General features: G+C 35.9%; 32 protein-coding genes. 8 read left to right on the top strand and 24 right to left on the bottom strand.

Features of this window, described 5'->3' with window-relative positions; all coding sequences use genetic code 11:
• Positions 1-44 precede the first annotated feature (44 nt).
• From T479_RS06310 to T479_RS06300, 3 genes are all read right to left on the bottom strand, one after another.
• Positions 45-485, bottom strand: coding sequence for a cell wall hydrolase (locus T479_RS06310; protein ID WP_024361431.1), 441 nt, complete (start codon positions 483-485; stop codon positions 45-47).
• A gap of 72 nt (positions 486-557) precedes the next feature.
• Positions 558-1352, bottom strand: coding sequence for a GNAT family N-acetyltransferase (locus T479_RS06305; RefSeq protein WP_025218949.1), 795 nt, complete (start codon positions 1350-1352; stop codon positions 558-560).
• Positions 1353-1437: 85 nt separating this feature from the next.
• Entirely contained in the window at positions 1438-2301 is an 864-nt protein-coding gene (locus tag T479_RS06300) for a phosphotransferase family protein (RefSeq protein WP_025218948.1), read from the bottom strand.
• A 473-nt stretch (positions 2302-2774) separates the two neighbouring features.
• On the opposite strand from T479_RS06300, the gene T479_RS06295 reads away from it, so the two are divergent.
• The gene (locus T479_RS06295) at positions 2775-4454 is read left to right on the top strand and encodes a methyl-accepting chemotaxis protein (RefSeq protein ID WP_025218947.1); all 1680 of its coding nucleotides are present in this window, start codon (positions 2775-2777) and stop codon (positions 4452-4454) included.
• Positions 4455-4598: 144 nt separating this feature from the next.
• On the opposite strand, the gene T479_RS06290 is transcribed toward T479_RS06295, so the two are convergent.
• On the bottom strand, positions 4599-4916 hold the full coding sequence (locus T479_RS06290) for a hypothetical protein (protein WP_025218946.1): 318 nt from the start codon (positions 4914-4916) through the stop codon (positions 4599-4601).
• Positions 4917-5278: 362 nt separating this feature from the next.
• Here T479_RS06290 and T479_RS06285 point away from each other — a divergent pair, with 362 nt between their 5' ends.
• Positions 5279-6157 (top strand): DMT family transporter, encoded by an 879-nt coding sequence (locus T479_RS06285; RefSeq protein ID WP_025218945.1) that lies wholly within the window; start codon positions 5279-5281, stop codon positions 6155-6157.
• A gap of 64 nt (positions 6158-6221) precedes the next feature.
• On the opposite strand, the gene T479_RS06280 is transcribed toward T479_RS06285, so the two are convergent.
• The 6 genes from T479_RS06280 to T479_RS06255 all read right to left on the bottom strand — a co-directional run bounded on the left by T479_RS06280 (position 6222) and on the right by T479_RS06255 (position 9113).
• Positions 6222-6962, bottom strand: coding sequence for an alpha/beta hydrolase (locus T479_RS06280; protein ID WP_227665422.1), 741 nt, complete (start codon positions 6960-6962; stop codon positions 6222-6224).
• Positions 6963-7043: 81 nt separating this feature from the next.
• Entirely contained in the window at positions 7044-7493 is a 450-nt protein-coding gene (locus T479_RS06275) for a hypothetical protein (protein WP_025218943.1), read from the bottom strand.
• 72 nt (positions 7494-7565) lie between these two features.
• On the bottom strand, positions 7566-8015 hold the full coding sequence (locus T479_RS06270; RefSeq protein ID WP_025218942.1) for a GNAT family N-acetyltransferase: 450 nt from the start codon (positions 8013-8015) through the stop codon (positions 7566-7568).
• 206 nt (positions 8016-8221) lie between these two features.
• Positions 8222-8464 (bottom strand): hypothetical protein, encoded by a 243-nt coding sequence (locus T479_RS06265; RefSeq protein ID WP_025218941.1) that lies wholly within the window; start codon positions 8462-8464, stop codon positions 8222-8224.
• A complete protein-coding gene (locus T479_RS06260) occupies positions 8461-8640 on the bottom strand; it encodes a hypothetical protein (RefSeq protein ID WP_024361441.1) in 180 nt (59 codons plus the stop codon). The genes T479_RS06265 and T479_RS06260 overlap by 4 nt, the downstream gene beginning before the upstream one ends.
• 32 nt (positions 8641-8672) lie before the next feature.
• Complete coding sequence (locus T479_RS06255) at positions 8673-9113, bottom strand: hypothetical protein (protein ID WP_024361442.1); 441 nt, start codon at positions 9111-9113, stop codon at positions 8673-8675.
• Positions 9114-9277: 164 nt separating this feature from the next.
• Between T479_RS06255 and T479_RS06250 the strand changes: the two genes are divergently transcribed.
• Positions 9278-9751 (top strand): YbaK/EbsC family protein, encoded by a 474-nt coding sequence (locus tag T479_RS06250; RefSeq protein WP_025218940.1) that lies wholly within the window; start codon positions 9278-9280, stop codon positions 9749-9751.
• 68 nt (positions 9752-9819) lie between these two features.
• Here T479_RS06250 and T479_RS06245 read toward each other — a convergent pair whose 3' ends face one another.
• The 3 genes from T479_RS06245 to T479_RS06235 all read right to left on the bottom strand — a co-directional run bounded on the left by T479_RS06245 (position 9820) and on the right by T479_RS06235 (position 13031).
• Positions 9820-11076, bottom strand: coding sequence for a glutathionylspermidine synthase family protein (locus tag T479_RS06245; RefSeq protein WP_025218939.1), 1257 nt, complete (start codon positions 11074-11076; stop codon positions 9820-9822).
• Positions 11077-11100: 24 nt separating this feature from the next.
• Positions 11101-11829, bottom strand: a complete 729-nt coding sequence (locus tag T479_RS06240) for a hypothetical protein (protein WP_025218938.1) — start codon at positions 11827-11829, stop codon at positions 11101-11103.
• A gap of 155 nt (positions 11830-11984) precedes the next feature.
• Entirely contained in the window at positions 11985-13031 is a 1047-nt protein-coding gene (locus T479_RS06235) for a DUF418 domain-containing protein (RefSeq protein WP_025218937.1), read from the bottom strand.
• A gap of 186 nt (positions 13032-13217) precedes the next feature.
• Between T479_RS06235 and T479_RS06230 the strand changes: the two genes are divergently transcribed.
• Together T479_RS06230 and T479_RS23110 are read left to right on the top strand one after the other, a co-directional pair.
• The gene (locus T479_RS06230; RefSeq protein WP_038509534.1) at positions 13218-13976 is read left to right on the top strand and encodes an MBL fold metallo-hydrolase; all 759 of its coding nucleotides are present in this window, start codon (positions 13218-13220) and stop codon (positions 13974-13976) included.
• Positions 13977-14090: 114 nt separating this feature from the next.
• Positions 14091-14354: a Parvovirus coat protein VP1-like protein gene (locus T479_RS23110; RefSeq protein WP_081769861.1), complete on the top strand. Its 264-nt coding sequence runs from the start codon at positions 14091-14093 to the stop codon at positions 14352-14354.
• 126 nt (positions 14355-14480) lie between these two features.
• On the opposite strand, the gene T479_RS06225 is transcribed toward T479_RS23110, so the two are convergent.
• Positions 14481-15344: an AraC family transcriptional regulator gene (locus T479_RS06225; RefSeq protein WP_025218935.1), complete on the bottom strand. Its 864-nt coding sequence runs from the start codon at positions 15342-15344 to the stop codon at positions 14481-14483.
• A gap of 387 nt (positions 15345-15731) precedes the next feature.
• Here T479_RS06225 and T479_RS06220 point away from each other — a divergent pair, with 387 nt between their 5' ends.
• Positions 15732-16802, top strand: a complete 1071-nt coding sequence (locus T479_RS06220; RefSeq protein ID WP_024361450.1) for a branched-chain amino acid aminotransferase — start codon at positions 15732-15734, stop codon at positions 16800-16802.
• A gap of 135 nt (positions 16803-16937) precedes the next feature.
• Here T479_RS06220 and T479_RS06215 read toward each other — a convergent pair whose 3' ends face one another.
• The 8 genes from T479_RS06215 to T479_RS06180 all read right to left on the bottom strand — a co-directional run bounded on the left by T479_RS06215 (position 16938) and on the right by T479_RS06180 (position 24704).
• Entirely contained in the window at positions 16938-17294 is a 357-nt protein-coding gene (locus T479_RS06215) for a hypothetical protein (RefSeq protein ID WP_025218934.1), read from the bottom strand.
• Positions 17295-17388: 94 nt separating this feature from the next.
• A complete protein-coding gene (locus T479_RS06210) occupies positions 17389-17778 on the bottom strand; it encodes a tautomerase family protein (RefSeq protein ID WP_024361452.1) in 390 nt (129 codons plus the stop codon).
• A gap of 74 nt (positions 17779-17852) precedes the next feature.
• On the bottom strand, positions 17853-19289 hold the full coding sequence (locus tag T479_RS06205) for a phytoene desaturase family protein (protein WP_025218933.1): 1437 nt from the start codon (positions 19287-19289) through the stop codon (positions 17853-17855).
• The gene (locus tag T479_RS06200; protein ID WP_158497866.1) at positions 19286-20281 is read right to left on the bottom strand and encodes a glycosyltransferase family 2 protein; all 996 of its coding nucleotides are present in this window, start codon (positions 20279-20281) and stop codon (positions 19286-19288) included. Before T479_RS06200 ends, T479_RS06205 begins: the two co-directional genes overlap by 4 nt.
• 114 nt (positions 20282-20395) lie before the next feature.
• Positions 20396-21046 carry a lysophospholipid acyltransferase family protein gene (locus tag T479_RS06195; protein WP_024361455.1) on the bottom strand — a complete coding sequence of 217 codons (651 nt, stop codon included), beginning with the start codon at positions 21044-21046 and terminating at the stop codon, positions 20396-20398.
• On the bottom strand, positions 21039-21785 hold the full coding sequence (locus T479_RS06190) for a carotenoid biosynthesis protein (RefSeq protein WP_025218931.1): 747 nt from the start codon (positions 21783-21785) through the stop codon (positions 21039-21041). The genes T479_RS06195 and T479_RS06190 overlap by 8 nt, the downstream gene beginning before the upstream one ends.
• A 120-nt stretch (positions 21786-21905) precedes the next feature.
• On the bottom strand, positions 21906-23486 hold the full coding sequence (locus tag T479_RS06185) for a phytoene desaturase family protein (RefSeq protein ID WP_024361457.1): 1581 nt from the start codon (positions 23484-23486) through the stop codon (positions 21906-21908).
• A gap of 228 nt (positions 23487-23714) precedes the next feature.
• Entirely contained in the window at positions 23715-24704 is a 990-nt protein-coding gene (locus T479_RS06180; RefSeq protein WP_025218930.1) for an EAL domain-containing protein, read from the bottom strand.
• Between the two features lie 435 nt (positions 24705-25139).
• Here T479_RS06180 and T479_RS23900 point away from each other — a divergent pair, with 435 nt between their 5' ends.
• Entirely contained in the window at positions 25140-25307 is a 168-nt protein-coding gene (locus T479_RS23900) for a hypothetical protein (protein ID WP_167331264.1), read from the top strand.
• A 155-nt stretch (positions 25308-25462) separates the two neighbouring features.
• Positions 25463-25966 (top strand): DinB family protein, encoded by a 504-nt coding sequence (locus tag T479_RS06175; protein WP_025218929.1) that lies wholly within the window; start codon positions 25463-25465, stop codon positions 25964-25966.
• A 137-nt stretch (positions 25967-26103) separates the two neighbouring features.
• Here T479_RS06175 and T479_RS24175 read toward each other — a convergent pair whose 3' ends face one another.
• Both T479_RS24175 and T479_RS24170 read right to left on the bottom strand, forming a co-directional pair.
• The gene (locus T479_RS24175) at positions 26104-26631 is read right to left on the bottom strand and encodes a PhzF family protein (protein WP_265101590.1); all 528 of its coding nucleotides are present in this window, start codon (positions 26629-26631) and stop codon (positions 26104-26106) included.
• Positions 26628-26957: a PhzF family protein gene (locus tag T479_RS24170; RefSeq protein ID WP_265101589.1), complete on the bottom strand. Its 330-nt coding sequence runs from the start codon at positions 26955-26957 to the stop codon at positions 26628-26630. The genes T479_RS24175 and T479_RS24170 overlap by 4 nt, the downstream gene beginning before the upstream one ends.
• Positions 26958-26987: the final 30 nt, after the last annotated feature.

The following is a 26987-nucleotide window of genomic DNA, read 5'->3' as shown; positions in this document are numbered from 1 at the left end:
TCTTTTGTCCCAGCCTCTAATCGTTACTATAGCAACTGTACTGCCTATCCAATATAAACCCCATCACATGTGTCAGGTGCTGGTTCATAAAAACAATGGTTTTTAAACTGTCCTGCAAATGGTTGACCGTACCATGTTGGTGGGCACGGCGCGTACGGATTAAAGTACCAGAGTGCGTATTTCCCTGGGTGCTCTCGCCAATAATCTAAATTTTGTTTAGCTAATCTTTTCTCCGTTTCTCTTGCTCTTTGATAGAACATATTTCCTTTTTGAACTGCTTCAAATGAATAATTTCCGCCTTGGACTTGATAAATAACATCTTCAATTGATCTTAAATCTTTAAAGTCTAAACAATTGGAAACTAGCCGATTGACAATCACATTGCCAACATACAACATCCCTTGTTTCCCTTCACCTACAGCTTCTGCTCTCATCATCCTCGCCATTAAGTCAATGTCTGCATCACGATATTTTACTCTTGGCAATTCATTCACCCCAAAGTTAGTGTATGACTACAAAACGATAAATGTGTCATATGAAGACGAAGAAAAATACTTTTAACACGGACCATTAGCATCGTGTCTAATTTTAAAGTAAACGTTATAGGGCCGCGGATTTATAAAACCCAATTTAGTCCCTAAATTAATTGAAGCTTGATTATCAATATCACAGTCCCAACGAGGTTGAATATGAGCGGCTAGGCAATCATCGATAAATTGTTCCGCAACGATACTTGCTAATCCTTTTCCTCTATAATGGGAATCTGTCACAATATCTATTTCAGCAAATTTTGTAGATTTAAAAATTGATACGCTTGCGCTAATAATTTGCTCATTATCCTTGACACAAAATCCTATTCCATTTTGGATAAAATTATCCGTTGAATCCCAATATGTATCGTAATATTTGTGGTCAAACTCCAAACAATGTTGGATATCCGCCTGCCCAATTTTAGCTACGTCATATTCGCTTTTATCACTGTTTTTTCTTTTTTTATACGTCTGTGCGTCAAATGAAAAAGCATAACGCTGGACTTTGCCTACCTGCTGCTTCAGATATTTTTCAATTTCACGATCCCACGCTGCACTAGGTGAAAATAATGTAAAGCGCTTTCCTTGCTCTACAGATGCATCAAAAATTTTTACGAGGTGCTGAAGGAATCGTTCATCTAATACCTGTCCAGCAACATAATTTAATCCTGAATCCGTTGCGATTAGCAATGTCTTGTAATCAACAGCATCTGCATAAACCGTTCCTTTAATCATCGAATCCAATATGCTAAATACAAACGTTGGTGCTTCATTAAGTTTCGTTTTAATCAACTGAAAATGGTCTTTTGATACTATAATCATATGACTATACCTCTTTATTTTATCTTCTTTTCGAGTCCTAAAGTAAATAAGACATATTTGTTCCGTTATTTTACGTGACTACCCATTATTTTAGCAATTTTTCCAAAATAACTAAATTCCGTTCCAAAAACACAGCATTTTTCTCAAGTCCACGGCGTTTACACCATCCGATACTATTGAAAGCATCTGTAAATCGATAAAAAGGCAATACCACATCTAAATCGCTTAATGGCCTAATACTGTTGTATCCTTCTTGATAAGCTTGAAATAATGTAATATCCCGACTTAAAAAATCTCGATATAGCTTTGTAAAATCTATTTCGGTGGAACCAAATCGGACAGATTCAAAATCGATTGTACCTAATACTTTATTAGCATCCACAATAATATTCGCTGGCCGAAAATCCATATGTATCAAACTTGGTCCATCAGGTGATGGGAGCTGTTGTTTCATTTTTTCAAAATGAGCCATGGCTTGATTGTATAAACAAACATCTACCACATCTTTAACATCTTCTGCAAAACTATAAAACTGGCGTTCCACAAAATTAGACCAACTAGCAAACTCATTATCAATGCCGATTAATTTGTGCAAAACAGGAGGTTGGACGGAATGGATGGATGCGTGCAAGACCCCTACTTGATAAGCTACTGTTGGTGGAGCTTCAAATGTTAACGGTTTACCTTTTAATTCGGATAATAAAAATGCTCCTGTACAGGCTTCATCACCAGCCCAACAATCCAGCATGTCTGGTATAGCTACCCTTCCTTTTAATAGCTCATACGCTTCTAACTCTCGTTGATATTTTAATTTTGAAAAAGGTATCTTCACAAAAACATTTTCCTTATTACGTAGTGCACATTTAACAACTGTTGAACTATTGGAATCTTCCACCTCACTGACTAATACAGCATCTAATCCAAAATGTTTAAGAACACGATCTACCATCTATATGAACCTCCATTTTATAAATTTCATTGTTGAATCGTTCATCACTTGCATAAATGAAAATTTTTACCATTTTCTATTATCTAGAATATTTGATGATTATGCAAATGCCTTAAAGATGAGAACATAAACTGCAATATTCCTACAAAAAAAACATTGCGTAGAATAGTTTTAAGTTAAAGGAATTTCTTTATTTCCATATTGCATTTCAACTAAAAATGTCTTGATTATTTTTAACGTACGTAAACAAACAATTGTATGCTCCTACAGTACAAAGAGCCTAACGTTATATCTATTGTTATAATAAAAAAATTTATTTAGGTAGTTAATGTTTTCTTAATCATCTTATTGACGAATTAATAACTATTCTATAAAATTAATTTCGTGGCAAAAATTACCTAATAAAAGACCTGACTCAGCCATTAGTATTACATTCTTAAAAAGATTTTTTTTCAAGAAAAGAGGAAACCTTAGTGAAAAGCATCAAACATAAATTATTAGGCGTATTTTTAATTATCATCCTATTAATTACAGCTTTATGCGTATATAACTTCAAGTCCGTTGTGAAATTCAATCATGATACCGACGCTATAATAAAAGAAGATTTACCATTGTTAATCGCTGATGAAGAATTAGCCTTTAATATTGCCCAACGAATCGCGTTAGCACGTGGATACATATTGTATAATGACCCTTCCTATAAAGAGGCATTTCTTCAATATACGGAGGAAAGTAAAGCATTACAAAATCAAGTCCTTCAAGAAACAAATTCTGAAGAAGCAAAGCAACTTATTGATAAAAGTATAGAATGGCGTAAAACAATTACTGAAGAAGTGTTTGTAGCGTTTGATAAAGGGAATAAGGAACAAGCACTTGCCATTATGGCCAACAAAGTGCAGCCCCTAGGTAGGGACTTGATGTCTGGTTTTAAAGACATTGCTGATAAAAGAAAAGACATCATTCTTAACGAAGGTAATGATGTAATGGATACAGGAACAAGCATTAAAAAAGCCAGTTTAATGATGTCTATTATTATCATTATGGTTGCCATTATTTTAGCAATAGTAACAGCGAGAATTATTTCAACGCCAATTAAAAAGGTTGTTGACCGTATGTTACAAATTGCGGATGGAAACTTACAATCTACCAATCTTGTCACGAAGGCAAAAGACGAAACAGCCCAATTAATTGAAGCTACGAATACAATGAATAGTAATTTGAAAAATGTTATTACCAATATTATTAACGCAAGTGACAATGTAAAAGAGCAAAGTAAAGGGCTTTCCGCTTCTGCAAATGAAGTGAAGGAAGGTAGCTTACAAATTGCGATCACTATGGAGGCATTAGCTTCAGGTTCTCAAGAACAAGCGCAAAACTGTGCCAATCTCGGTGAAACACTTTCCGACTTTATAGAAAAAATTAAATTATCAAATGAAGAAGGGATACAAGTAAGAACCCTTACTGAAAAAGTAAAAACAGCTACAATCAGTGGCAATAAACTGATGTCAATATCCGAGAGCAATATGCATAATATAGAAGATTTAGTGGAAGATTCCGTTACGAAGGTGAAAGAATTAGATCAAAAAACTGCCAAAATTAATGACATCATCTCTGTTATTACGAGTATTTCAGAACAAACCAATTTATTAGCGCTAAATGCCGCAATCGAAGCTGCAAGAGCAGGTGAACATGGAAAAGGCTTTGCTGTAGTTGCAGACGAAGTAAGAAAGCTTGCTGAAGAAGTAAAATTTAGTGTTAATGACATTACAAGTATTGTTAACGATGTGCAGCTAGAATCTGCCGAAGTTGCATCATCATTAGAATTCGGCTATAAAACGATCCAAAACGGAACATCCCAAATAAAAGAAACCGCAAAAACGTTTAATTTAATTGCGGAGCTGATTGAAAACATGTCAACAAAAGTTGGTTTTATTTCGAATGAACTTGAAAGTTTTGTAGATAAAGGACAAATACTTAACATGTCAGTTACTTCAATCGCAAGCGTGTCAGAAGAATCTGCTGCTGGTGTAGAAGAAACAACTGCTTCGACTGAAGAAATAGCCACTCTAATGGAACAAATATTAGCCAGCGCTCAAATGCTAGCTGACCAATCTGAACAATTAAACAACATCACCAAAAAATTTACAGTCTAATGAGGATAAGATGTGTACTGAAGTCATTACAGTACACATCTTTTTTTATTTTAGTATGAACGTATGGCAATTCTCATGGTTTTTGTGGCGATTTCTTATGACTTAGTGGCGATTCCCCCATTTTAGTGGCGTTTCGCAGTTTCATTATTGACCCCAAGGCTGCTCACCATATCTTTTGAGCGCCACAACTTCACCGTCATTATTTATCAATCGATTATAAACATACTTAATTTTGTATTCGTTGTATTTTTCTAATTCTAGTTTTTCATAATAGCTCTTCGATAAAGACAACTCGCGATTATCTATGAGTAAATAGTGCTCACCATTTCTTTCAATAATACTTTGCTCATCAAGTTTATAGATACTTTCGATTTGTACATCATTCATAGTATAAAAACCCGCTATAATCAGTCCACCAAAGATGACTAACAAAAAGATAGCGAAGATTTTACTTCTGCTCATGTGTATCCACCTCCCATTAACTTTTGTATTTAACTTCTATACGTTTCTACATATTACAAAGGTAAGGAATATCATTATACATCGCTTCAAAAGTATCTTATTTTCTTAACTTCGTTACTTGCACTCTAAATGGTTTATTTTTTCTGGAATCTTTTCGAAGATTTCTAATGGTATAATAAGTAAAATATAATTTTTTATGAAACAGGAGGAACTTTTCATGTCATTATCCGATATAAATATTTGCGTTTGGAAGCCACTTTCAACATCACCGCCACCACCGTATACTCCGAATAAGCTTATATACAAAACAGATTAAGAATCTGCGAGATATAAGCTGTTTCGCAGATTCGAAGGAGTATACAATGAAATCAAACATTCAGTTTATTTTATCCATGGTCATTTTCGGTACAATTGGTTTAGTAGTACGAAATATTGACCTATCTTCGAGCGAAAGAGCTTTGCTAAGCAGTTTTATTGGATGCTTGTTTTTAACAATCGTCTTTTTTATTTTGAAGAAAACAATAGCATGGCAGTTGGTAAAAGCGAATGCTGTCATTTTGGTGTTTTCTAGTATTGCCTTGGGGGGAAATTGGATTTTCCTTTACCAATCCTACGACTATACGACAATTGCCAATGCAACACTTGGCTATTATTTTGCGCCCGTGTTTGTCATGCTTCTTTCTCCATACGTACTGAAAGAACCATTGTCTTGGAAAAAAATTGTTTGCGTTCTGGTTGCGATTACCGGTTTAGTATGTATTGTCGGTGAAGGTCTAAGTGCATCAAAAACCGATGATCTTCTTGGACTTTTTTATGGATTAATTGCCGCCGCTTTTTACGCTATATTATTGTTATTAAATAAATTCATTCAGGATATAGAAAAACTGGAACTGACGATTATTCAGCTTGGAACTACCGCTGTACTTCTCTTGCCTTACGTGTTGTTAACGTCCGGTTTTGATATCGTAAAAGTATCTGGTTCATCCATTCCTTTTATTTTAATTTTAGGGATTTTTAATACGGGGATTGGATTTTGGCTATTCTTCTCGGGTATGGAGAAATTAAAGGGGCAAAGTATTGCCATGCTCAGCTATGTTGATCCCTTTGTAGCCATCTTGATTTCCGCTTTTATTCTACAAGAGCATATGACAATGCTTCAAATACTTGGGGGTATATTACTACTAGCCTCAACTTTTGTTAGTGAAATAAAAACGAAATCACTGAAATTTATAAAACACTAAATGAAGAAGACACAGTGGGAAGTATTGATTTCCCACTGTTTTGATGGAAATAACTTGATTGAAACTACCACGTTAAATCATGTAAAAAAGCAAGTATATCCTGGTTTATGTCATGCAGATCTAACCCTAATGTCATCAAATGTTTAGAGTTTGGATACCCTTTTATTATTTTATGCTGCGACACAACGTTGTGAAAAATAACTTCGGCACTTTCTTTATACAACGGATCATCCAATGCACCATACATTATTCGAATAGGTGCTGTAATCAATGCCAACTTATCCATTGTTACATCAATTAACTGTTGAAATTCCACCAATGTATGATTAGGCAAATTTTGTAGAAGGGCCATTTCCATATTTATTTGGTCCTCGTTTTTTCCTTCGAGTCGTTTGTATTCCTTTGCATAATAAAAGGCGCGCTTTTGAAGAAATAAAGCTTCCCTATGTCTTGGTACGGACATTGTCACAACACCATTTACCTCTAATTCTTGAGCAATTTTAAAGGCAAACACGCCACCAAGAGAAAGGCCGATTACCGCTATTTTTTCATACCCTTCATCCTTCAACAACTGGTAAGCTTGTCGTACATCCTCCCACCAATCACTCGGTCCAAACGTCAGCAATTCTTCTGCTGGTAAACCATGTCCTTTGTACAAAGGTGCATAACAAGTATAATTGTGCTGTTGCAAATACTTTCCTAGCTTTTTCATATCCATCGTATTGCTTGTAAAAGAATGTAATAATAAAACCGCTTGCTTTCCACCTTTATAGAAAAAAGGCTTAGGTGGTACAATGTTCATCATAATAATTGAATCCCTCGCTAAAATATACTTTGACGTTCACATAAAATATACCATCCAAAATAGTCGCAAATTACCACGAACTCAGCTTCTTAGAACTGCGGAAAAATTATCAAATGCATGTAATACATCATCACATAATGGATGACCAAATTCTTGTTCTTTTAAAGGTAATATCCCTTCCTTTTCAAGTTGCTGTAGATAGCTTAAAAATGCGCAAGAAATAGCTTCCATATAAACCTTTAGCTTAAATTGATATGTATCTGTACGTTGTGGATAATGGCCTACATGTTCAATAAAAAGATTTTGACCATCACTTGAAAATAAATAATAATCAGCATTCCCGTGACAATCTAGCTGTGCCTCGCTGATTTCACCTTTATAAAGTGCCGATAACGTTATAAAAAAATGCGGAATTGCTACAAAGCCTATACCTGATTGAAAACGAAATAGCTGCATATCATCAGAAACGTCGAATTGTATATCTCCACCGCTCAGTCGAATATCGATACAACATTTATAATTACCATTCATAAATCCTACCTCCAAAAAAGAAAAGGACCAAAGAATGGCCCTATTCCTTATTCAACTACTCTATCAAACTTGTTACTCTACTATCTTGATTACTGCCATTTCCTTACCGAATCTATCCCCTTCATCCATAAATCCTAAACTTGTATATAAATGATGGGCTTCTAAATTTTCTGGATGGTAACCTACAATTATTTTCTTTGCATTCGGTAATTTAGCCATCTCTGAAAGCATTAACGTAGTTGCAACTTTTCCAATACCCTTACCTTGGAAGGTCTTATCGACCATTATTCGATATATCCAATAGCCATCAAGTTCTTCTTGAACGGAATTGTACATTAAAAAGCCAACCACTTTTTCATTATCATAAATAGCATATGGCTTTAAAGTCGGCTCAAACTTTGATTGGGCAATTGAGATTGCATTGGATTCCATGAATTTTTTTTGCTCTGGTGATACTTCTAATTCACAACAGTCATACCAGTTTTCTGCATTTAATTCGACAATTTGGACATTTTGTTCCATCTTCATTTTCCCCTTTCATTTTTCGGGGAAACGCTAAATAACTTTGTTAGTAAGGCGTTATCCCCTTGTAACCATTCACATTCAATCTCGTATTTTCCATACTGAACGCCTCCTTTAACAATTGCTGTTCTTCACACTTTTTAATTATACCTTTTTTCCACTAAAAACCTTTTATATCAAATTTCCATTCCTAGTCAGCTCGAACATTAGTAAACATCAATTTCAATGGAATCCCACAATTCCTTGATTAATTGACCATCCAGTTTAATCTTTCGAAGTAAATCTTCAGCGTCTTCGCCAATTATTTCACTCGCTGAATCATAGAATTTCCAAAACATAAACTGACCAGTTCCACGACCTATATAGTAATTTTCTTTTTTATAAATGAAATGAATTTCTCTCCCCATCGTTAGATCATGCTGCAAATCTGTATAATTGTAATCTTTCATAAATCTTCATTCTTTAAATGTTTGGCATTTATAAAAAAGGCTGTGCCAATTAAAAATAATCCTAGACAAATGAACATAGCTATCCCCGAATATTGATCTTGCAATATAGTTGTGCTTATTAACATAACGACCATCATTAGTACAAGTGCTCCATATAAGCCTTTAATATACTTCATTAGGTATTCCTCCTTATCCAACATATGGATTGCTAAAGTTTCTTGCGAGTTTGAGAAAAGATAAAGAATACGACAAATAAAAACGCTAAAATCCCCAAACCTTTAAAGATATAGTGTATATAGCTTTTTTTGTAAGTATAGGGGCCTTCTCGGAAGGCTTTGATATACTGATTGTCTCCAACTTGGACGGCAATTGTATCATCCGTATTAATACCAACAATTGAATAATATTTTGTCCCAATTGGATATACATTTGAAAAGTTCCCTCCATATTGTTCCATATCGGAATACTTCGTGACTTCTCCAATTTCTTTATCAATATTATTTACATTTTCATCGCTCATCACATAAATATAATTGTCCCAAACCACGAAAGGATATGCCCAACTTGTTGCGTTTGCTTTGCATGGAAAAATGGCTATAACTAGCATACTTACAATAACTACAAAAGAAATAATTCTTCTATAACTCAAGTGCTCCACTTCCTCACTCAAACGTTTGCCTAATTTGACGTTGCCAACAGAAAGAAAGTTACAAAATATTCCACAATAAAAACTTGTTGAACGCACGGAGCTTTAACTTTAAATTCTGAAAATTATGTTAAAATAGATAAAGAACACAGCAAGGAGGGTTTTAAATGGCAATTGAAAAAGTACGTGAGCATTTTGCACAGTGGAATTTACAACACAAAATACAGGAACTAAGTGAAAGCTCAGCAACCGTTGAAATGGCTGCAAAAGCACTTGGCTGTGAACCAGAGCGTATCGCTAAAACACTATCATTTCTTGTAAATGATGGGGCGATTTTAATTGTAGCAGCGGGTGATGCCAAAATTGACAATGCTAAATATAAAGCGATTTTTGGCACGAAGGCTAAAATGCTTGCCAAGGAAGAAGTCAATGCACGTATTGGACATGATATCGGGGGTGTTTGCCCATTCGGTATTCATGATGGAGTTGCCGTTTACTTAGATGAATCGCTTAAACATTTTGCAACGGTATTTCCTGCCTGTGGCAGTAGCAATTCCGCTATTGAACTTAGCATTCAGGAACTAGAAGCATATACACCTTATCAACAATGGATTGATGTCTGTAAAGGTTGGAACGATTAATAAACTAAAATGGAAAGTAAAAATCCACTGAGCCTCCTGCATAGACAGAAAGCAAAGTGGGTTTTACCTTATTTATAGCCTATAGCTAACCAATGGGAATCCCATTCGGTAATTTGATTGCCTACGCGACAAGACAAACCACACGCGCGATTATCAGCGATAAAAGAGCCGATGAGCCATTTCTTAGAATGGAAGCCATCCGTCTGTTGAATATTGATGGAAGGCATTTCAACGTACTGCTGGTAAATAAACAAATTATCATCATAATGTGTGTAGGCAGATGCATTTGTTTTAGAGCCGTCCCCGGCATAAATTTCTACTGTATTGCCTTCACGAGAATAGACAGGTTTTTTCACAAAAGGCACTCCATCTGCTACAAATGGCTCTGCGGACAAATAAGTTGGTAACATGTACTTATTAATTGCAGACCGCTCCTCCGCATTAAATAATAGTGGATCATTTTTCCGCTCCCAAATTAGCCATAATAAAATTTTGGACTGAAGAACATAGGCCGCTGGCGCATTAATAATGGCAAGCTTACGATCTTTTACAAGTTCTAGTAATTGCAGACCAATTCTTTCACCATCAGATGCTATATCGTCAATTAAAAACTCCATTGGATGTGCGGGGCGATATAAAATATCGATTTTTTCCATAGAAGGTGTATAAAGCCCTCTCTTTACGCTAGGCGTATCTTTAGAAAAAATAATTAGCTTTTGGATAGGTACATATTCAATATCAAATGGGACACAAGTTTTTAAAAAATTCACCTGGCAATATTCCTCAAAATCCTCTTCAGCCGTTTTTCCTGTTATAACTATTTTAGGTTTTTTAACATCATGTAAATAATGCATTGCGGCAAAAAGTGCACCAGATAGCGTTTTTTGCAATGCTGCTACATCATTAGGATTTTCTAGTTGGAAATGCTGACAGAGCTGTTCATTCATTTCAAACGTTTCTTGGACAAGAAATGGTGTTTCTCCATTCAGTTCTAGACATTTTATATCGCCTTCCTCCGTACAAATAAAATCAAAACGAGCAAGGATGGACTGTTGCTGTAAATAATCCAATTCGATATAAGGCATCATTTCCGACCGAATGCCAAGGGCAAAAAGCTGTTCGTCTGTTAAATGCTTAAATTGTTTTCCAACTTTTAAAAAGATTTGCCAAAGCATCTTCGTGGCGTAATAAATCTCGTCTATCTTCTCTTTTTGCAGTTCCATCACATCGTATAAAGCATATTCTAGATCTTCAAAATCAGAAAAGAAATTAGGAAATTGCGAATAGAATTTTAGCCGTTGCTTACTATATGTAGCGTGTTCCATCGTGCTTCCTCCTTCTCCAGTCGGTTAGGACGAAGACGAGCCTCCTCTAGAAGCCCCTCCAGAGCCGAAACCTGATTTCCCAGCGTTTGATGAAGAGCTATTATACGAACTACCACTTGAAGAGGAACTAGAACCATTGGAATATGAACGCTGACCGCTCGAATAAGAATTCGTGTTAGTCGAATTTGTGTTTGAACCACTAGATGTTGAAGCATTCGAATTCGTATTATTTGATGTAGAACTATTTACATTTGAGCTTGAACCACTTGTTGAGGTACCAGATGACGTCGAAGAAGAACCTCCCGTTGTGATGCCATTTTTCGAGTTTGTAGCATTCGACTTATTCGTAGTCGTTGTCGATCCTGCCGCGCCGCCACTGTGATTGTTACGCTCCGTGCCATTTTTTAAATTACGACTTTTGTAAATGGCACTACCAATCATTGCACCCGCAGTAGCATACATTAACCCATTAAAGAAATGCTGTGCGTAATATGAAGAATTTTCGTCTAAACATTCATAGGAACCATCATCACTTTCTTGCCACTCATCACAAGCATCAGCCATCTCACTGTTATGTACATTTAGCAATTCATCTTCATTCGTCGTTTGGGAATTATTTTCAACCGTATCCGTCGTATTAACGGGGTCAGACTCCTTCACTACCTCCGTTTCAGCATTACCGCATCCTGCTAGTTGCATCACCATAAACGACGCTGTAGTCACTGCCATATATTTTTTTAATTGTTTCGTCATATTTGTACTCCCCTTATTCTTGTTATCTATTTTACGGATAACTTGTCATTTAGTTTCATTAATTTTACAAATTTATACTTTCAATAGTAACAGTATATGATTGTTATTTCAAAAAACGCCAGTGCAATAATGCCCTGACGTTAATTTTTTGCTATTTATGATTTTACCGATACTTTTTTTCCATAAGTCATCCATCTCCACACTTTTTCTAACGGACCCATTTTAAAGAATTTAAACCATATAACACTAAAGATAATTTGAATGACAAAAATGATAATGGCAATTATCACTATATAGGAAGTTGATAGGACTTCAAGTCCCATTAACTTTATTATAGCTAGCCCTATAAAGCTCTGAGCTAAGTAGTTTGTAAAAGCCATTTGTCCAACACGTCCAATAGGCTTTAATATTTTTACAATTGGCTCATGTTCTAAAATAAGCAATAAGCAAGCTACATAAAAATAGGTCGTCGGGATTACACCTAAACCAAGTAGTAAATGAAGATGCGCATCTTGATTTTGAGAGGCAAACCCAATCCAACTAGATAAGCCTATAAACAATGGACATGTTACATAAATCACCCATTGAATTTGCTTGGTATGTTGTCTTACGTTGCCTATCCAATTAGCTTTTGCAACGAGAAAACCAGTTAAAAACATAATAAAAATCGTCATGATATCATTGCCTAAGAAATCAAAAATTGTAGATAAGAAACTTATATTTGGCATAAACATTTGGCCCAATATGCTCACAATATAAACCGCAATCAAGCTAAATAGCCACTTGCTCATTGTAGAAACTTTTGCATGATAAAATGGCAACAAAAAAAGACCGATTACTGCATAAGCAGATAAAATGGAGCCCCAGAAAAAAATTAAATGGACAATCCCTATAAGAAATAATGCTAGTAATCTTCTTGCAAAGCGCCATCTCGGCTTATCCCCCCGAGCTTCAGCACGTGAAGTGAAAATATAATAACCTACACCGAAGAGTAATGAAAAAATCGAAAAAAATTTCTTCTCGATAAATATATCAATTACCGTATCTAGTATGCTATTGAATTTGCTATAAACAGGCAATGGTTGTCCTTCAACTACCAACTGATAAGCCCCCACATTTATAAATAATATGCCAAATAGCGCTAAACCACGAATAATATCTAAGGAAACAATCCTTTCTTTTTGTGTAACGGTTGGATTCATTCTCCATAACTCCTTTCATCAATACTGTATTTTTTGCTCCTTCGCAAGTATAACTACGCAACCTTACAGCAGTTTTTTAATTAGCTTACAAAAACCTTAACTGTTCTCCACCTTCTACTAATTAGTAGAAACAAACTTCATAATATGATAGCGTATGTAAAAAATAAATCACTTGAAGGAGTTCATATGACCATTCGCCTCCAACATATTCGACACGCAACGTCGATTTTATTTATCAACGAAAAACGCATACTAATTGATCCAATGTTAAGTGATGTCAGTAAACTTGCACCCGTGCCATTTACCCGAAATTATCGTAGAAATCCATTAACTCCATTACCTGTTCCACTAAACATTTTTGAAGATATGGATGCCATCTTATTAACGCATCGTCACTTTGACCACTGGGATAAAAGAGCGATGGCTATCCTGAACAAACAGATTCCTGTCTTTTGTCAGCCACAAGATGCCACAGCAATACGGTCTGCGGGTTTTAAAAAGGTAATAGCTATCAATGATTGTTATGAATGGGAAGGAATTCACTTGAAACGACTAGCAGGACGACATGCACCTGGTATTACTGGCAAATTACTAGGACCTGTTTCTAGCTTTTTCTTAAATACGACGGAAGAAGGTTCCATTTATATCGTCAGTGATTGTATTTGGACACCAGCTATAGACAGAGCTTTCAGAGAGTTGCAGCCGGATATCGCCATTTTAAATGCATCAGAGGCACAGATGATATGGGGAACTGTAATAACAATGACGCGCGAAGATGTTGCACGTATTGCTCGCTTATCCCCAAACACAAAGCTTGTGATTGTCCATCTTGAAACCATCAATCATTGCAAATTAAGCCGAGCGCAGTTAACTAATTTTCTAGACGAGCAGCGACTGGCACATGCCGTATCAGTGCCGAATGATGGTGATATTTTGTCGCTTTAATTTTCACTACTTTATCCATTCTTTTTTGATTTATCACTAGTTTTTCATCTCTTTTCAAATGTGAACGCTACATAATGTATAGTATGAAAACTTTTTTGAAAAGAGGTTATCACTGTGAATAGGAATAGAAAAATAGGATTTTGTTATCCAGGCTATAGATATTGTGGACCAGGATGTTCAGGCCCAGGCGCACCAACAAATGCAGTTGATTCTTGCTGTAAGAAGCATGACGAATGTTATGCCAAATACGGTAGAACAAAATACTGTGATGATAGGTTTCAAAAATGTTTATTGCCACAAATGAACACCAACAGCAAAATGAGCAGGGACGCTAAATTGTTCTATAAAGTATTTCATTTGCGCCATAACTTATTTTAGAACAAAATTTTAAGTCTGCTCGACAAACAAGTCAAAAAGCCAAGAATAAATTACATTCTTGGCTTCACTACTCTTTACGAAGTTACAAATTGTTTGAGAATTGTTTGCGTGCCTGGCACCGCCTTACTACTTAATCGGTATCCAAATTTCCGAATATAAATTTTCACTTGTAGGATCTTCATCCGTATAAACTTCTAATTCAGCTGTTCCAGCAGGTACATATGGATTGGATGGGAACCATTCCGAGAAAATTTTCTTCCAAGCATTTTGCATCGCATCAGGCATCGGGCCTCGCACTTCAAATACAACCCATTTGGATGCCGGTACTTCCATTGCTAACATATTTTCAGGTACTTCTCCTACGTGATTTGTTGCAATCCAATAGTCTATTAAACTGTTATCCTTATAGTTTTCATCTGGTACACACACACCAAGTACCCCTTTGATTTGCCCGTTGTTTAATGTAAATAATTGCTCGTCCATACCTTGCCCATTTAGTTCATTCCAAAATTGAGGTATGCCTTGTAAATTCTCACCTGTTTGGCAATTATACGTTCTTTTAACACCCACGACTTGAAACTTCTCTTTCTCTACAATGTTATATTTCATTGGTTCTGCTCCCTTCAAAGTCACCTGGATTATCAGGCGATTGTATGATTGTAATGGTCCTTGCTGTTTACGTACTTCACTTGGCGTTACGTTATGCTGCTTTCGAAATGCTTTGGTAAAAGCTTCAGGAGAGTCGTAGCCATATTTGTAGGCGATGTCGATTACTTTACTATCTGTATTGATTAACTCTTGGGCAGCCAACGTTAATCTTCTTCGTCTAATATAATCTGCTATAGACATATCTGTTAAAATAGAAAATGTCCGTTGAAAATGAAAAACAGAGGCATTTACTTCTTGTGCTATTTGTTCCATCGTAATGGTTTCATGTAAATGCTCTTCTATATAATTTATTGCCTTTTGAATCGACTCAATCCAACTCAAATGCCCTCACTCCTTACTTCAAGATTATCGTATTCAATTAATTTCATCCTGTCTTTTTATGCTATCTTTGGACAGGTACCCCCACTTTAATTTCCAAACCTTTACTTCAATCATAATCGTTTCGACGTGCTAATTACATACATAGTTAGCATTTGAAAGTAGAAGACTCTAATTATGCCTATCTTGGACGTCACAACTAAAGCACATGATGCTCACCTTATGAAAAAACATTTCTTTATCTATGTAATGTTGGAATTTGTTGAATTAAATAAATATTTCAGCAATTTTATTAATTATTAGTAGATTCTTAGTATTTCATTAATTTAAAATAAACAGTATTATTAAGTATTATAGATAAATCACCTAATGACATAAGACGCGGAGGATATGACGATGTTAGAAATTAAAAAAGAATTAACAACACAACCAAAAGAAAAACCTGCAGTAGACCAATTAGGGTTCGGACAATTTTTTACAGATCACATGTTTATAGTCGATTATACTGAAGGAATGGGATGGCATGATCCACGCATTATCCCGTATCAGCCACTTTCTATCGATCCATCAGCAATGGTCTTCCATTATGGACAAGCTGTATTTGAAGGCTTAAAAGCTTATGCAACAGTAGATAACGGCGTGCTATTATTCCGTCCAGACCGTAATTTCAACCGTTTAAATCATTCAAATGAGCGTATCGTCATTCCAGCAATTGATGAAGAACTTGCGTTAGAGGCGTTAAAGCAATTAGTAACATTGGATCGTGAATGGGTTCCAACCGCACCAGGAACATCTCTTTATATCCGTCCATTTATTATTGCAACCGAGCCTCACTTGGGCGTACACCCTTCGAATAGTTATCAATTTATTATTATTATGTCACCGTCGGGTTCTTACTACAAAGAAGGCATTAATCCAGTCAAAATTATGGTGGAACAGCACTTTGTACGAGCTGTTGTGGGGGGAACTGGCGAAGCAAAAACCGCTGGTAACTATGCAAGTGCCCTGAAAGGACAAGAAATTGCGCACAAGGAAGGCTACTCTCAAACATTATGGCTTGACGGCAAGGAACACCGTTATATTGAAGAAGTAGGGAGCATGAATATTTTCTTCAAAATAAATGGTACTGTCATTACGCCAGCATTAAACGGAAGCATCTTACCAGGTATTACGCGTGATTCGATGCTGCACGTATTAAAAGCAAAAAACATCCCAGTCGAAGAACGTCGCATTTCAATTGATGAAGTGGTTGAAGCCTATCATAACGGCACATTGGAAGAAGCATTTGGTACGGGCACGGCAGCAGTTATTTCACCTGTCGGAGAGTTGAAATGGCGCGACGAAAAAATCCTAATTAATAACGGTGAAATTGGTGAAATTTCACAAATGCTTTACGATACATTAACAGGCATCCAAAATGGCACGCTTGAAGATTCATTCGGTTGGACAATTAAATTATAGAAATAACAAATAAAAAATAGCTTGAAAAAGCAAAAGTGTTAGATTGACCACAATCAATCTAACACTTTTTTGTTGTCTACTTTGGAAAAAGCTTTTCTCCTCCTCTGCTAAAATATTTTTACTAATGGATGATTTTTAATGACATTGGAATAACACTAAAATAGTAGTACCTTTAGCGCTTTTCCAAAGCTCTACAAAAAAGCAATAGCCATTAGGAAAATCATTTAAGCAAGCTTCATCATCAAGGCTAATATTATTTTTATACTTTGTACGCCATTCAGACTTAACATCATGCGTTACTAAACGCTTTAACGTACTTATTCGTTCCGTTTGATAGTGACAGATAAAAATTTCTTCTAATTCGCCACTAAAAATCATTTGTTCAAGTTCCCGTAACGTAACATTATTAGCGTAAATTTTATTTGATACGCATACTTCATCGTGAAACATCTGATTGTTTTCTTTGTCTATGAAGTAGCCTTTTCTTATCACGTTGTTCAACCCTTTTTGTTTAGTACTTGCCTAAGTAAATTTCGATAACCGTTTGTTACAAAGGTCTGTCATTTCAATCTACCTATACAAAAACTCATACATTTACATTATAAGTTAATGTTAACTCATCTCCAGGCAGTCCCCGTATTCCCCAATTATGTTTTGGCGTTTCAAAAATCGTAATTTCGATATCTTGAGGCGCTATACGCAGTTCACTATGAATCTTGTCAAACAACAATGTAAATAATTGCTTTTTCGTTTCCACTGTTCGACCTTCAAACATGCTTATTTCAATAATGGTATAGGCATCACTTCTATCACTGGGAAAGCAAAAATCTTCTTTATCCATCGGAAAAATACGATGAAATTTCTTATCTGAAGGCAATGCAAGTGCCTCTACCATACATGCATGAATAATCGTCGATAATGTTGCCTTAATAGGATTTAAGCTATCTTTCACACCATATATTTTAACTTGCCCCATATCATCTCACCCTTCTGGTTACCCCACTTATAACAATTCTATAAAAACTGCGAATGTCCTTTCAATCACTGTCGCTAATGTTGATTGACAATTGCATCGGCTACATGCATGCCACCTAATGTCACAAGAGGTGATCCCCCTCCTGGATGCGTACTGCCACCTACAAAGTATAAGTTTGATGCAATCGAACTCTTATTGGGATGACGAAAAAAAGCACTGCGAAAACTATTGGATGCATACCCATATAAAGCACCCTTATAGCTATTGAAATCTTGTTCAATCGTTTGTGGCGTAATAATTTGCTTTTGTACAATGGCGTCTTTTATATAAATGCTATATCGCTCAAGTTGTTTCATTATTATTTCATCATATTGGTCAGGTGGTGTTTGCCCAGCGGGTGCATTCACTAAAATAAGCAAATTATCACCTTTAGGAGAACGAGTCACATCTGTTTTAGATGAATTGCAAATGTAAATTGTCGGCTCGTTCGCATAAACCTTTTGCTCAAATAGTTGCTCAAACTCGTTAAAATAGTTTGGTGAGAAAAAGACATTATGATGTTCCAAAGATGCTATCTTTTTATTTAAGCCTGCTAGAATAACGAAAACCGAGGACGATGGCGTAATCTGCCTCTTTTTTGCGAGAAAGCTACTGTCCATTAACGTTGGCATTGCCTGTAAAATATCTGCATTTACTACCAATAAGTCACTAGAAATTTTCTCACCCTGTTTGAGTTCAATACTTTTTGCTACACCATTGTCTATATCAATATTTATTACTTCACTGTTCGTATAAATTTTCACCCCAAGCTCGCGTGCACGCCTTTCAAAACCTTTGGCAATTGAAGCTGTCCCACCAGGTACATAATAAACGCCTTCCACAAGTTCTAAATAAGCAATCATTGCAAATGTGGCAGGTGTCTTATACGGAGACGACCCAATATACGTTGCATACCGCATAAAACATTGCAAAACAAAAGGATTCGTAAAATAACGTTGCAAAAACTTTTCCAATGTTTCAAAGGGTCGAACTGCTAAAAGCGCTTTGGCTAGTTTCGGTGATATAAAATCCTTTTTTGATAGAAAAGCTTTATTTAAAAAATGCTGTCTTGCTAAAAAGTATAGTCGAGATATTTCTGTAATAAAGGCTGGATAATTTTTTGCCCCATGTGGATCTAAATGCTGTAACTGACGAATCATAAACGCTCGATTATTTGATAAATAAAATGTTTCGCCATTTACTCCTACATTTTTCATATGTGGTTGTACCTCAACAAAGCGAAAATAAGGGGCTGCATCAACACCTGTTTGTTCAATTACTTGATTAAAGACATAAGGCATCGTTATCGTATTCGGTCCAAAATCAAAATAGTAGTCACCTAACATAACTGGACGCATTTTACCGCCCAGCGTACTATTTTTCTCAAATAAATGCACATCGTATCCTTTATGTGCAAGTGAAATGGCACAGGCAAGCCCGCCTAACCCACCACCAATAATACTAACCTTCATTTATAAGACCTGCCTTTCCAAGTATAAGCTCCCCCTGTTTTCGATAACACAACTGAACGCCATAAAATACATAACAACGCCACAACAGACCCTGAAATACCCAAACTATAAACGATTGGTGTTTTACTTGCGATATCACAAATCATTCTGTGTATAACTGTGATAATAAAAGGAAGTATGAAAAGTGGTTGCCACGTCGTCACACCATACACACCAAAGATCAATGGCACGATATACAATAGCGAATAAAATAATGTTAAACCAATTGCCATTGGGAGTGATCGACCAATTCCTACAAAAATATTTTTAGAAAAACCTTCCCATGTCTCTTTACTCGTTTCATACATATGACAATGCACACAATCCGTAACATTGGTCAGTAATACACGATGGCCATTCCGCTTCAGTATTTGTGCAATATGTATATCTTCTACTAAAGAGCTTTTTACTGCCTCATGTCCGCCTATTTGGTCATAACTTGCCGTTTCAAAAAACATAAATGCGCCATTTGCAGCCGTGGTAGCCGGAATTTTGGTAAAGTTTGCAAGCGCAATTGGTAAATGGAAATAGACAATAAAATGCATCATTGGAATAAGCATTTTATCAAGCCAATTTGTATAATGGAATTTAGGAAACCCTGTAACTAGTGACGCATTGTATTGTTTAGCTCTTGCTATTGCATAGGTAAGCGTATGTTGATGTAGTGTCACATCTGCATCAATAAAAGCTAAGAAACGACCATGTGCATGTTGGCGGAGCTGATAACAGGCGTGTACTTTTCCAATCCAGCCTTCCGTTAATGGTTCGCCACGAATAACTTGAAATCTAGTATCATCCCCAATTTCTTGAAGTAATAATGAATATGTGCTATCAGTCGATTGATCTTCATAAATTATTATTTCTATATTTTCATAGCGAATATTTTTCAGCATTGCAATGCAATTTTGCACATTTCTTGCTTCATTTCTCATCGGCACTAATACTGAAATCAAGGGATACTCATGCAAGGTGAAGTGGTTTTTTAAGTTTGGTAAGAAAGTGAGATTTAAAATCGTCCATATGCAAAAACCTAGTAAGATGCTCATTAAAATAATCAAATTCACACCTCATAATATATTGATATATTTTTCATAATGATTTGTAACTACATCTTGCTTCAACGAATTCAATTGGGCTGTCATAATTTCCTCAAAATGCTGTGTAAGAATTTCATTGTTTCTTCCTTCTGTCTCGATGGGACCTCCAATAGAAATCCATACTTCCCCTTTTATCATATGGCGAAAAGTATAGTATATCGTAACTGGAATAACAGGAATTCGAGGAGATTTTCCCGCTAAAAAAGCGGCCCCCTTTTGAAATTGTAATGGTCGTGCTTCTAAATGAACCTCTGCCCCTTGTGGAAACAAGGCAACACTTTTTTCTTCATATAATAACTTTTGTGCATAACGGAGCGATTGCACCACATGCTTTGTACTTTGAGAATTGACAGAAAAAGCACCGATCCATTTAAAAATCGGTACTTGTTTTATGCCATCTTCATGCGTCATCATATAAATTGGTGGTACTTTCTGTCGCTTTTCCAGTTGAAAAAATATAAGTCCATCCCACCAGCTACTATGATTGGCAATAAAAAGGGCATTTTTTGGCAAGGGCTCCTCTATAGCAAGCCAAATTTTATGAAAATAGCGATTTAATAACCTTTGTTGCACGAGGTGAAACATCCAAGCAGCAACTTTACTTTTTTTTGCCTCAAACATAATGTTCATCTCGCTTCATAGTTACAAGTAGGATAGCTAAAACGATTACTGGAATGATTGCTGCTAAATAGAGTTTGTTTAACAGGGCGATAAATGCAAACATACAAATCATTAAGCTATATAAAAGAACCATACGTCGTTGCCACTGCTTATCTACGTTTAGCAAGTTGCCAAAGAGCCCTATGACAATATGTAAAACCAAAGCAGTTAAAAACCAGCCAAGAAAATTCGTCAGTGGAATGTCATAATAATACCCGCTCTGTTCCCATATCCAATATTCTTTGACTTTAAAGGAAACAGGATCAAGCACTAAATCAAACACCACTGCTAATAGACTAGCAATGATAGAGCGAATCCACCTATTTGGTAGACGAACAATATGCACTATCGCATGTGAAGTGGCAATCACCATAATCCAAGCGAAACCAATTGCAATAGGCACGCCAAAAAGATTAGGTGCGAAATATTGCGTATAATGATAAGAACCAAAAAGTATGGAATGAGTAGCTCCTAAATATTCGACAATAAACGTTGTGATAAAAATGAGTGTACTAATACTCACACCGTAAATTGCGCCAAATCCCCTAACAAAATAAATTACCCCAAGCACACCCGCTGTGATAATAAAAACACTGTTTGCCCATTCAAGCCATGTTGGCAATAGATTAAACCCTACTAAAATCACACCGAAGCTATACCAAATAAGAAAAAAATAAAAAATATAATGTTGCCACCTCATAAAGTTGTGCTACCCCACCTTTTTGTATTTTTAAAAAGATTCATACTAACCTTATGAACTTAATCCTTAGACATTGCTCCGGTGCGATGAAAGGAAAACACTAGATTACTAGATTTATCATTAAATTTGTACCGCATCAATGCCGTTACCATGCCCTTTTGGCATTTTAGGGTCAAAGAGTTCTACTTTTGGTAATGGCTTGACAGCAAATTCAGTCATCTTCTCTTTTCTTAAAATACCATTTGCCGTAATACGTGCCGACTCTAAAATAATAGGTAATCCACTTCCTGGATGCGTACCTCCTCCTACTAACCAGCAATGATCTAACTCTTCAAATTTATTATGAGGACGGAATGTTAGCATTTGTGTTAACTGATGTCCTAGATTAAAGGTCGCCCCTTTATATACATCCATTTCCTCTTCCCAACCTCTTGGTGAAATCATTTTTTCTTCCTCAATATATTGCGCAAGATTGTCAACCCCAAGTTTCTGTTCAAGCATTCCTATTAACATATCACGATAGTCTTTTTCACATTTCTCCCATTCGATATTACTAAAGTTATTCGGTACAGGTGCAAGAATATAGAGCGTTGATTTCCCTTGTGGTGCAACTGTAGGATCAGTCACAACAGCGTTTTGGATATAAATGGAAGGGTCATCTGATAATATTTTGGCATTCGTAATATCTTCCACATTTTGACGATAGTCCTCAGCAAACCAAATTGTATGGTGTGGCAAATCAAATGTTTTATTGACACCTAGATATAACATAAATGTTGAACAAGAGTATTTTTTCTTGTCTAACTTTTCCTTCGAATATTTTTTTAGTACACCTGGTTCTACTAGATTCGTCATGGCATGAGCAAAGTCTCCGTTAATAATGACATCATCAGCCGCAACTTTTTCACCATTTTCTAAAATAACACCTCTTACTTTACGTCCATCTAACCATAATTTTGATACACCAGTGCCTGTAAAAATTTCTCCATTATTTTCACGTACAACTTTAGCCATCGCTTGTGTCAACTTGTTCAAGCCACCTTTAACATGATAAACCCCATAGGCATGCTCAATATAAGAGAGAATCGAAAAGGCACCTGGACTTTCCCAAGGAGACATACCAAGATATTTCGCTTGGAAAGTAAATGCAAGCTGTAATTCTTCTTGTTTATAATAACGCGATAATGTATCAATTAAAGATTTACCGACTTCTAGCTCTCCTAATGCTTTTAAAACCTTTGGTTGAAGTAAATCTGTAAAGCGATTCATACTCGTTTGTAGAACAGGGGCTAATTTTTCTAATTTGCGATTTGTTTCCTTCATATATCGCTCATAGCTTCCTTCATTTCCCGGGAAAAGCTCATTCATTTGGCGAATCATTTCGTTTCTGTCACGTGTCATTTTAATTTTTTTATCACTAAAAATCAGCTCATACATAGGATTCAAGTCAATTAGCTCTATGTAATCATGAATATTTCTTCCAGTAAGTTCAAAAATCTCTTCTACAATATATAGCATATTTAAAAATGTAGGACCCATATCAAACTTGTATTCGCCTAGCTGTATTTCGCTCGTTCTCCCACCAATATAATTCTTTTTCTCAAATACTTTTACATTGAAACCCTTTGCAGTTAGCAACATCGCTGATGCTAACCCACCCGGGCCAGCTCCGATAATAATGATTTCTTTGTTCTTTTTCATCATAAAACCTCCCTATATCCTTAGTTAGCTAGTATTTGCAAAGTTGTTTTAAATGGTCATGTTCTTGTATAAGTAATCCAGTTTTATATTATACAATAATTCTACAACAAGTATACAACTGCTGTACAAAAATTTGCAAATAATAAAGAAGCTAAAAAATGCAAAAAAATATCCTGAACAAAAGCTTGTACAACACAAGCTTCATTCAAGATATTATTGTTTATGATTTTACAGTTTCCGTTGAGGATGCATGCTCGGTTTTCCAAAGAGGTAACCTTGAAAAAGTTGATAACCATTTTCCTTTAACCATTCAAAATCTGCTCTGCTCTCAATACCTTCTGCTAACGAAATCGCATTCACTTCAAAGGCCTTCGCTAAAAACTGCTTGGCTACTGCTTGCTTTTCACTATTTCCGCTAACACCTTGAACATATTTGATGTCCAATTTCATATATTGAGGCTTTAAGTCTGCAAGCATTTCCAGCGTGTTGTACCCTTCACCAACATCATCCAAGGCATATTGAAAGCCCTTTTGCTTATAGTAATTGAGAATGGATTTTAAATGCTCAATGTCATCGACTTTGTCTGATTCGACTACTTCAAAAACAAATTGATTCGGATCAATGCCTAATTGATTTGCTAATTGTACCGTTGTTTGCAAACAAAACTCTGGGGAATAAATAGACGTGGGAATAAAGTTTATAAACGTCTTTTTCTTCAATACTGCTGAATAGCTCACTGCCGCCATTCTACATATGCGATCCAGAGCATATAACCGTCCTCGACTTCTCGCTGCAGTAAAAATTTCATTAGGATAGATGAGAGAACCATCCTCTCTCGGAAACCTAGATAATATTTCATAAGCATAAATTTCTTCATTTGCATCGACAATCGGTTGAGAGTAGCTAATAACAGATTTCTTCCTGATTACTTCATCAATCCACTTCATCTCTAAAATCGGCTCGATTTCTGTAATAGGCTGCCACGTTCTATTGTCAAAACGAAAATAAACTTGCGCTAAATCCATATAATCATGGCAAAAATCAACAAATTCCCTAACGCCTGACTCTTGAATCATGAAGTAATCATCCTTCACTGAAAGCAAAAAGCCTCTTCTTTTAAAATGATTAACTACCTTTTCCATTAGTGATAGATTTCGATGGCCCTTTAACTGTATGTCAAACTGTAACTCTAAAACTAAACAGCTTTTACAAGGCATATTTATTCCCCCAGTATAGTAACGAAATGACGAATTTTTATTCTTCCCTGTCGAACTCGATTAGTCTAATGAACGAACAAAATAACGACTCTCCTCTTATTTTCGTTAAATTATACAATTATGGATTTTCATTATCAATTAATCACTACGCATTATTACTAGTTCTTGCGTTTTTCTACGCCATACACTTAGCTTAGAAGGATTTCAGATGGCTACAAACTGTTAGTTGTCAAATGCCTATTTTCGTCAAACTCACTTTAAAATTCAATTTCTTTCTTTAACAGTTTTCTGTTACTAAAACTTTGAATAATATTTCTCCTGACAAACCATCAATATACACAATAGAAGCTCGATAATCTTTTTGCAAAGCAACGATGTATGAAGTAAAAAAATAGGGCAAGAATAAAAGTATAAATTTCATTATGAGGTGAATGAATGAAAAAATTATTTATCGGTACATTTACAGCAATTCTAGCAACAGGGCTATTATTTGGATGTGGTACATCAAAAGATAAAACAGAGCCCAATGATACGGAAGCACCATCTACACACAAAGAACATATGGAAGATCCCAATAAAACAGAAGACACATCAAAAGAATAACTTCTCCTATAATGCAAGAACAGTAACCAAAAAACCAGCTCAAATCATCAATCGAGCTGGTTTTTAATTATTTACAAAAACATAATGTTATTTCATGCAATCGAGGATAAAATTGTATATGTATAGAAAGAAAACTATATTTTAGGAGGGTTTTAATGTTCCAAACTGTAGACCATTTTATACACTCTTGGGCATTTGAAGCGAGTGCCACACAAAATTACCTCAACACGTTGACAGATCAATCACTTACGCAAGCCATCACAGCAGAAAATTGGACTTTAGGACGCATTGCTTGGCATACTGTAACTGCTATTCATATTATTACATCCAATACAAACTTAACGTTCGAAGCTCCAACAGTAGATGTTCCTGTCCCTACCTCGGCTCAATATATAGCAGACCATTATCACCAAGCTAGCAGTGCATTTGTCCATGCATTAAAAACGCAATGGAATGACAAGACCATGACGGAATATATACAATTTCTAGGCCAAGAAATACCGAATGGGTCACTATTATTGTTTTTAATGCAACATCAGAGCCACCACCGTGGGCAAATGAGCGTTCTTATGCGACAGGCAGGATTAACCGTTCCAGGTATTTATGGTCCTTCAAAAGAGGAATGGGCAAACTTTGGTATGGATGCCCCACACATGTAGCGCAATTTAAAAATGATGAAAAGTGTTAGAATGCCTGCCGGCAATTCTAACACTTTTTTGCTACGATAGGGACTTATCGAAAATCTATGCTAATTTCCAAACTTCTATCAGCCTAGGGAGTTTTTTTGTAGTGTTGTCTAGTATAATTCGCCTTTTGTCAAGATTATGGCATTTCCTCCCACCATCACTCTTGGATCATTGTTATGTATTAATTTAGTGATAATGGTAGAAGGTCTGCCCATGCTATAGCCTTGCAAAAACGTGAATTCTTCATTAAATTTCGTTAACACGTGATTATGAAAAAGATAATACGTTAACGCACCATTGGAAGTCCCTGTTGCTGCTTCTTCATCAATCCCATAGAGCGGGCAAAAGTTTCTACTCTCTGCTATTCCCTTGTCTGTGTCCAGTGTAAATGCATGAACGCCTCCTATATTATGGCGTTTGGCATATTGTGTAAGGGCATTAAAATCAGGGTTTAACGCGTATAATGCATCTTTTGTTTTGATTGGAAGCATCATATCCCAAAGCCCAGTGCTTACAGCTTGAGGCACTAGTTTAAAGTGATTATCGCCAATCTGCTCTTTATCCATATTAAAAAGAGTAGACAGCTTATCATAATCATCAAAAATTTTCCCAAGTCTTGGTTCAGCTTGCTCCATCATGACAAATGATTCACTTCAACAGCCAGTGTGCCCGCCAGTGTTTTCATATAGTAAGTATGGTTATCTTCAATCGCTTGACAGTCCAATAGCGCTTTAAAGGAGGCTATTGTAGCATGGCCACACAGTGCTACTTGGGAAGTTGGTGTGAAAAATTTTATATCAAAATGATTATTGTCTATTTTTTTAATAAAGGCTGTTTCTGAAAAACGAACCTCTGCAGCAAACTTTTGCATAAATTCTTCGTTTAATTGTTCATAAATCACTACGCCTGCCGGATTTCCGCCAAACTTTGTCTCTGTAAAAGCATCAATTACATAATAGTACAAAGCTAATTCCCCTTTCTATTGTATAATTTG

The sequence above is a fragment of the Lysinibacillus sphaericus genome (assembly GCF_000600105.1).
GTDB lineage: Bacteria > Bacillota > Bacilli > Bacillales_A > Planococcaceae > Lysinibacillus > Lysinibacillus sphaericus.
This window is presented reverse-complemented; position numbering and strand designations above follow the sequence as displayed.

Coding starts and splice junctions, on each gene's coding strand:
- T479_RS06305 (WP_025218949.1), bottom strand. CDS start 1,352: ATGATTATAGTATCAAAAGACCATTTTCAGTTGATTAAAACGAAACTT.
- T479_RS06275 (WP_025218943.1), bottom strand. CDS start 7,493: ATGAATGGTAATTATAAATGTTGTATCGATATTCGACTGAGCGGTGGA.
- T479_RS06245 (WP_025218939.1), bottom strand. CDS start 11,076: ATGGAACACGCTACATATAGTAAGCAACGGCTAAAATTCTATTCGCAA.
- T479_RS24175 (WP_265101590.1), bottom strand. CDS start 26,631: ATGATGGAGCAAGCTGAACCAAGACTTGGGAAAATTTTTGATGATTAT.
- T479_RS06285 (WP_025218945.1), top strand. CDS start 5,279: ATGAAATCAAACATTCAGTTTATTTTATCCATGGTCATTTTCGGTACA.
- T479_RS06210 (WP_024361452.1), bottom strand. CDS start 17,778: ATGGGGCAAGTTAAAATATATGGTGTGAAAGATAGCTTAAATCCTATT.
- T479_RS06250 (WP_025218940.1), top strand. CDS start 9,278: ATGGCAATTGAAAAAGTACGTGAGCATTTTGCACAGTGGAATTTACAA.
- T479_RS06240 (WP_025218938.1), bottom strand. CDS start 11,829: ATGACGAAACAATTAAAAAAATATATGGCAGTGACTACAGCGTCGTTT.
- T479_RS06185 (WP_024361457.1), bottom strand. CDS start 23,486: ATGAAAAAGAACAAAGAAATCATTATTATCGGAGCTGGCCCGGGTGGG.
- T479_RS06290 (WP_025218946.1), bottom strand. CDS start 4,916: ATGAGCAGAAGTAAAATCTTCGCTATCTTTTTGTTAGTCATCTTTGGT.
- T479_RS23900 (WP_167331264.1), top strand. CDS start 25,140: ATGAAAAAATTATTTATCGGTACATTTACAGCAATTCTAGCAACAGGG.
- T479_RS06260 (WP_024361441.1), bottom strand. CDS start 8,640: ATGAAGTATATTAAAGGCTTATATGGAGCACTTGTACTAATGATGGTC.
- T479_RS06205 (WP_025218933.1), bottom strand. CDS start 19,289: ATGAAGGTTAGTATTATTGGTGGTGGGTTAGGCGGGCTTGCCTGTGCC.
- T479_RS06270 (WP_025218942.1), bottom strand. CDS start 8,015: ATGGAACAAAATGTCCAAATTGTCGAATTAAATGCAGAAAACTGGTAT.
- T479_RS06220 (WP_024361450.1), top strand. CDS start 15,732: ATGACGATGTTAGAAATTAAAAAAGAATTAACAACACAACCAAAAGAA.
- T479_RS06280 (WP_227665422.1), bottom strand. CDS start 6,962: ATGATGAACATTGTACCACCTAAGCCTTTTTTCTATAAAGGTGGAAAG.
- T479_RS06180 (WP_025218930.1), bottom strand. CDS start 24,704: ATGCCTTGTAAAAGCTGTTTAGTTTTAGAGTTACAGTTTGACATACAG.
- T479_RS06190 (WP_025218931.1), bottom strand. CDS start 21,785: ATGAGGTGGCAACATTATATTTTTTATTTTTTTCTTATTTGGTATAGC.
- T479_RS06265 (WP_025218941.1), bottom strand. CDS start 8,464: ATGAAAGATTACAATTATACAGATTTGCAGCATGATCTAACGATGGGG.
- T479_RS06175 (WP_025218929.1), top strand. CDS start 25,463: ATGTTCCAAACTGTAGACCATTTTATACACTCTTGGGCATTTGAAGCG.
- T479_RS06195 (WP_024361455.1), bottom strand. CDS start 21,046: ATGTTTGAGGCAAAAAAAAGTAAAGTTGCTGCTTGGATGTTTCACCTC.
- T479_RS06230 (WP_038509534.1), top strand. CDS start 13,218: ATGACCATTCGCCTCCAACATATTCGACACGCAACGTCGATTTTATTT.
- T479_RS06235 (WP_025218937.1), bottom strand. CDS start 13,031: ATGAATCCAACCGTTACACAAAAAGAAAGGATTGTTTCCTTAGATATT.
- T479_RS06300 (WP_025218948.1), bottom strand. CDS start 2,301: ATGGTAGATCGTGTTCTTAAACATTTTGGATTAGATGCTGTATTAGTC.